Source organism: Sphingomonas sp. Ant20 (assembly GCF_000783375.1).
Classification (GTDB): domain Bacteria; phylum Pseudomonadota; class Alphaproteobacteria; order Sphingomonadales; family Sphingomonadaceae; genus Sphingomonas; species Sphingomonas aerolata.
Window position 1 is genome coordinate 1 of sequence record NZ_JRVI01000019.1, and the last position, 4,929, is coordinate 4,929.

Consider the following 4,929-nt stretch of genomic DNA (forward strand, 5'->3'; position numbering starts at 1 on the left):
GGGGCGCTCGAATGGGCGACGGCGCTCGCCGCGGTCGCGTTGCCGGAAGCGCAGCCCTATCCGCATATCCACGACGCGCTTGACGGCGTCCTCGGCGCGATCGAGGCGGCGCCGTCGGCGCGCGGCTGGGCCGCGGCGCTGGTGCGGTACGAACTGCTGCTGCTCGCGGAACTGGGATTCGGTCTCGATCTCGACCAGTGCGTCGCGAGTGGTGCGGTCGACGACCTCGCATTCGTCAGCCCGCGGAGCGGGGCGGCGGTGTCGCGCGGTGCGGCGCAGGGCTATGAAGCCAAGCTGTTGCCGCTGCCCGCGTTTCTCACCGCTGGTGGCGAGGCGGGGTGGCCGGACATCTTCGACGGGCTGCGCCTGACCGAGCATTTTTTGACGCGCGATGTCCTGGTCGAACGCCGCGCCGAACCGCTCGCCGCGCGGGCTCGCCTCGTCGATCGGCTCAAAAGGGCGGTTGCGTGAGCGCGGCTTGCCCGGCAAGGGCGGCGGCGGAGGAACGCACATGCCCTTGATCGCGATACTGGCCGGCGACGGCATCGGACCCGAAGTGACTGCGAGGCACGTCGCGTGCTCGACCGGCTCGACCTCGATCTGAGCTTCGACGAGGCGCTGGTCGGTGGTGCGGCGTACAAGGCGGCGGGGCATCCGCTGCCGCCCGAGACGCTGGCGCTCGCGCGGCGCGCGGACGCCGTGCTGTTCGGTGCGGTCGGCGACCCCGATTGCGATCGGCTCGAGCGGCATCTGCGACCAGAACAGGCGATCCTGGGCCTGCGCAAGGAACTGGGGCTGTTCGCCAATTTGCGTCCGGCCAAGCTGTTCGCGGGGCTGGAGGATGCGTCGTCGCTGCGCCCGGAGATCGCGCGGACGATCGACATGGTGATCGTCCGCGAGCTGACCGGCGACGTGTATTTCGGCGCCAAGGGCATCCGGACGACCGCCGAGGGCCTGCGCGAAGGCCATGACGAGATGCGCTATGACGAGGCGGAGATCGCCCGGATCGCGCGCGTCGGATTTGAGACCGCCCGCACCCGCAAGAGCAAGCTGCTGTCGGTCGACAAGGCCAATGTCTTGGAGACGTCGCAATTGTGGCGCGACGTCGTGATCGAGGTGTCAGCGGACTATCCCGACGTCGCGCTCAGCCACATGTATGTCGACAACGCGGCGATGCAGCTCGTGCGCGACCCCGGCCAGTTCGACGTCGTCGTCACCGGCAATCTGTTCGGCGACATCCTGTCCGATCAGGCGTCGATGTGCGCAGGGTCGATCGGCATGCTGCCGTCCGCCGCGCTCGATGGTCGGGGCCATGGTCTGTACGAACCGATCCATGGCAGCGCGCCCGACATTGCCGGGCAGGGCAAGGCGAACCCCTGTGCCGCGATCCTGTCCGCAGCGATGATGTTGCGGCATTCGCTCGACAAGGCCGAGGCGGCCGACCGGATCGAGGCGGCGGTGGCTGCGGCGATCCTGGGCGGCGCGCGGACCCCTGACCTCGGCGGCACGCTGACGACGCGCGCGATGGGCGACGCGGTGATTGCATCGCTCGGGTGAGCCCGGTCGAGCTGGACGCGGTGCGGGGCGCGGGGCCGGACACGCTCGAGATCGCGGTCGCATCCCGACGTTCAACGAGAAGGCGAACGTCGCCGCGCTGATCGCCAAGCTCGACCAGGCGCTGGCGGGGCGGCGCTGGGAGGCGATCTTCGTCGACGACGACAGCCCGGACGGCACCGCCGAGGCTGCGCGCGTGCTCGGGCGGAGCGACACGCGCGTTCGCGTGATCCAGCGGATCGGCCGGCGCGGGCTGTCCTCGGCCTGTATCGAGGGGCTGTGCGCGACCGCCGCGCCCGTCGTCGCGGTGATCGACGGCGATCTGCAGCATGACGAGACGCTGTTGCCAAAGATGCTCGACCTCCTTCAGGCGGGCGATCACGACGTCGTGATCGGATCGCGCTTCGTCAGTGGCGGCGGGACCGGCGACTGGGATCGCGACCGCGTCGCCAAGTCCGCGCTCGCCACGCGGCTGTCGCGGCGCGTGCTCAAGGCGGATCTGAGCGATCCGATGAGCGGCTTTTTCGCGATCCGTACCGACGTCGCACGTGCGCTTGCGCCCAGACTGTCGGCGATCGGGTTCAAGATCCTGCTCGACCTGCTGACCGCCGCGCCCGAGCCGCTGCGGTTCGCCGAGCTGCCCTATACCTTCCGCTGCCGGACCGAGGGTGAGAGCAAGCTCGATCACGTCGTCGCGCTGGAATATCTGATCGCGCTGTACGACCGGATGTTCGGGCGGTTCGTGCCGGTGCGGTTCGCGATGTTCTCGGCGATCGGCGTGCTCGGCATCGGCGTGCATATGACGGTGCTCAGCGCGCTGTTCCTAGGGATCGGGACGTCATGCCTGATCGGGCAGATCGGCGCAACGCTGGCCGCGATGACAATGAACTTCTTCCTGAACAACGCGCTGACCTATCGCGACCGGCGGCTGAAGGGGTGGCGGCAGCTCGCCGATGGCTGGGTATCGTTCGCGCTCATCTGTTCGGTCGGGGCGATCGCCAATGTCGGGATCGCGGCGTTCATGCACGACGTGCGCAACGACGCCTGGGCGGTGTCGGCGATGATCGGCGTGCTGGTCGGCGCGGTGTGGAATTATGCGCTGTCATCCAGGTTTACCTGGGGGCGCTACTAGCGCACGCGACCCTCCGCAGGGGTTGTCATCACCGCCCGCCCCCGGCAAAGCGTCGCCATGAAGCGCAAGACCGGCCAAGATCGTTCGATCACCCAGAACTGGCGTCCGCAGACGCAGGCCATCCGCGGCGGCACCGCCCGCAGCGAATATGGCGAAACGTCGGAGGCCCTCTTCCTTACCTCGGGCTATTGCTACGACAAGGCCGGTGACGCGGCGGCGCGCTTTGCCGGCGAGCAGGACGGGATGACCTATTCCCGGCTGCAGAATCCGACGGTGCAGATGCTCGAGGAGCGGATCGCGCTGCTCGAGGGGGCCGAGGCGTGCCGGTCGATGGCGACGGGCATGGCCGCGATGACCGCGGCGCTTTTGTGCCAGTTGCAGAGCGGCGATCACCTGGTCGGCGGCCGCGCGGCGTTCGGATCGTGCCGCTGGCTGACCGATACGCTGCTGCCCAAGTTCGGGATCGCGACGACGATCGTCGACGCGCGCGACCCGCAGGCGTTTCTCGACGCGGTGCGGCCCGAGACCAAGGTCTTCTTCTTCGAGACGCCCGCCAATCCGACGATGGACATCGTCGACCTGAAGGCGGTGTGCGGCATCGCGCGCGAGCGCGGGATCACGACGGTCGTCGACAATGCGTTCGCGACGCCGGCGTTGCAGCGGCCGATGGAGTTCGGTGCGGACGTCATCGCGTACAGCGCGACCAAGATGATGGACGGGCAGGGCCGCGTGCTCGCCGGCGCGGTGTGCGGGACCGAGGATTTCATCACCAACACGCTGCTGCCCTTCACGCGCAACACCGGGCCGACGCTGTCGCCGTTCACGCGTGGGTGGTGCTCAAGGGGCTCGAGACGCTCGACCTGCGTATCCGCCGCCAGTCGGAAAATGCGCAGAAGGTCGGCGCGTTTCTGGAAGCGCGCGTGCCGCGCATCCTGCATCCGGGCCTCGCCAGCCATCCGCAGCACGAGCTCGCGATGCGTCAGATGGACGCGTGCGGCCCGATCTTCGCGTTCGAGGTCGAAGGGCGCGAACAGGCGCATGGCCTGCTCGACGCGCTGGAGCTGGTCGATATCTCGAACAATATCGGCGACTCGCGGTCGCTGATGACGCATCCGGCCTCGACCACGCACGCCAGCGTCTCGCCCGACAAGCAGGCGGAGATGGGCGTGACCGAGGGGCTGTTGCGGCTCAATGTCGGGCTCGAGGACGTGCGCGACGTGATCGATGATCTCGACCGGGCACTGGGCAAGGTCGGGCTGTGAAGGCGCTGTTCCCCAGTGCGGCGACGACGCGCGGGGTGACGGTGCGCGTCTCGGTCAGCTATCTGCCCGAACAGTCCGAACCGCAGCGCGGGCGCTGGTTCTGGGCCTATCATATCCGGCTGGAAAATGACGGGCCCGGCGTGGTCCAGCTGCTGACGCGACACTGGATCATCACTGACGGGCATGGCGCACGCCACACCGTCGAGGGCGAGGGTGTCGTCGGCGAACAGCCGCTGATCGAGCAGGGTGCGAGCTTCGACTATGTCTCGGGCTGTCCGCTTGCGACGCCGACGGGGGCGATGCGCGGATCCTATCGGATGGTGGACGATACCGGTGCGGTGTTCGAGGTGGCGATACCGCATTTCTCGCTCAGTGCGCCGGCGGTGATTTTGTGAAGCGTACGCACCTTCCGCTTAACGGGCTGCGCGTGCTCGATGCGGCGGCGCGCCACCTGTCGTTCACGCGTGCCGCCGACGAGCTCGCGGTCACCCCCGCCGCGGTCGGGCAGCAGATCCGCGCGCTCGAGGATACGCTGGGCGTCGTGCTGTTCCGGCGTACTACGCGCGGGCTCGAGCTGACGCCCGAGGCCGAGGCGGGACTCGGGCCGTTGCGCAACGGCTTCCTCCAGTTCGAGGAAGCGGTCCGCGCGATGCAGGCGGGGCAGACGTCCAAGTCGCTGACGATCGCCGCGCCGCGCGACCTGACCGAGAAATGGCTGATGCCGCGGCTCGCCGAGATCGCGGCCGCCGATCCCGATTTGCGCTTCGTCCTGATCACCGCGGACGAGACGGTCGACTTTACCGAGGCCAATCTGGACCTTGCGATCCGCTGGGGCGATGGCCCGGGCGAGAATGAGGGCGAGGCGCTCGAATCCGAAGGGCTCGTCACGATCGCGGCGACCGGCAGCGCGTCCGAGGCGATCATCGCCTGGCCCGGCGCACCCGCGCTCGACCCGGCGGCGGGGGATGCCACGGCACTGGT

Annotated in this window: 4 protein-coding genes and 2 pseudogenes; all 6 read left to right on the forward strand. The window is 68.8% G+C overall.

All coding sequences use genetic code 11. The features are described 5' to 3' along the window. On the forward strand, positions 1-471 hold a 471-nt coding region (locus NI18_RS04360; protein WP_031440765.1), incomplete at its 5' end, for a DNA repair protein RecO C-terminal domain-containing protein. 40 nt (positions 472-511) lie between these two features. Beyond that, positions 512-1,557 (forward strand): annotated as a pseudogene (gene leuB / locus NI18_RS04365) (3-isopropylmalate dehydrogenase). Continuing rightward, on the forward strand, positions 1,541-2,686 hold the full coding sequence (locus tag NI18_RS04370; RefSeq protein ID WP_347574799.1) for a glycosyltransferase family 2 protein: 1,146 nt from the start codon (positions 1,541-1,543) through the stop codon (positions 2,684-2,686). The pseudogene leuB and the gene NI18_RS04370 overlap by 17 nt, the downstream one beginning before the upstream one ends. A gap of 57 nt (positions 2,687-2,743) precedes the next feature. Next, positions 2,744-3,948 (forward strand): annotated as a pseudogene (locus NI18_RS04375) (aminotransferase class I/II-fold pyridoxal phosphate-dependent enzyme). Then, on the forward strand, positions 3,945-4,343 hold the full coding sequence (gene apaG, locus NI18_RS04380; protein ID WP_037528435.1) for a Co2+/Mg2+ efflux protein ApaG: 399 nt from the start codon (positions 3,945-3,947) through the stop codon (positions 4,341-4,343). The pseudogene NI18_RS04375 and the gene apaG overlap by 4 nt, the downstream one beginning before the upstream one ends. Beyond that, a partial coding sequence (locus NI18_RS04385; protein WP_037528438.1) for a LysR family transcriptional regulator occupies positions 4,340-4,929 on the forward strand: 590 nt, incomplete at its 3' end. The genes apaG and NI18_RS04385, both read left to right, overlap by 4 nt.